The organism is Anaerococcus tetradius ATCC 35098 (assembly GCF_000159095.1).
In the GTDB taxonomy this organism is placed as follows: domain Bacteria; phylum Bacillota; class Clostridia; order Tissierellales; family Peptoniphilaceae; genus Anaerococcus; species Anaerococcus tetradius.
The window spans coordinates 1-451 of record NZ_GG666356.1; the positions used below are offsets into that span (position 1 = coordinate 1).

General features: G+C 29.5%; 1 protein-coding gene. It reads left to right on the forward strand.

Features of this window, described 5'->3' with window-relative positions; genetic code table 11:
* Window positions 1–451: DNA topoisomerase (locus HMPREF0077_RS10155; protein ID WP_004837938.1), on the forward strand; the 451-nt coding region annotated here is incomplete at both ends.

A 451-nucleotide genomic window follows, 5' to 3' on the forward strand; every position in this document is an offset into this window, starting at 1 on the left:
TAAGATAGTGGCAGAGCAGCTAAAAAACTTAATCGAAGAAAGAATTGAAATAACCGATGTAATTAAAAAAGAAAATATTACAAAGCCTAATCTACCACTTGACCTAACAACACTTCAAAGAGAATGTAATAAGTATTTTGGATACAGTGCAAAACAAACACTAGATTATGCCCAAAGTCTGTATGAAAAGAAGTATATTACCTATCCACGAACAGATTCAAGATATTTGACAGTAGACATGATAGAAAGCACTGTAAATAATATTATAGGAAAAAATGATTTTGATACAGAAAGAATTAAGGTAGTTTTTAATTCTGAAAAAGTTACAGATCATCATGCAATAATTCCAACGATAAGTTCATTAAATAAGGATATTTCAAATCTCCCGGAAAGTGAAGCCAAAGTATATAGACTTATAACAAATAAACTCTATGCAAGTTTTGGATATCCT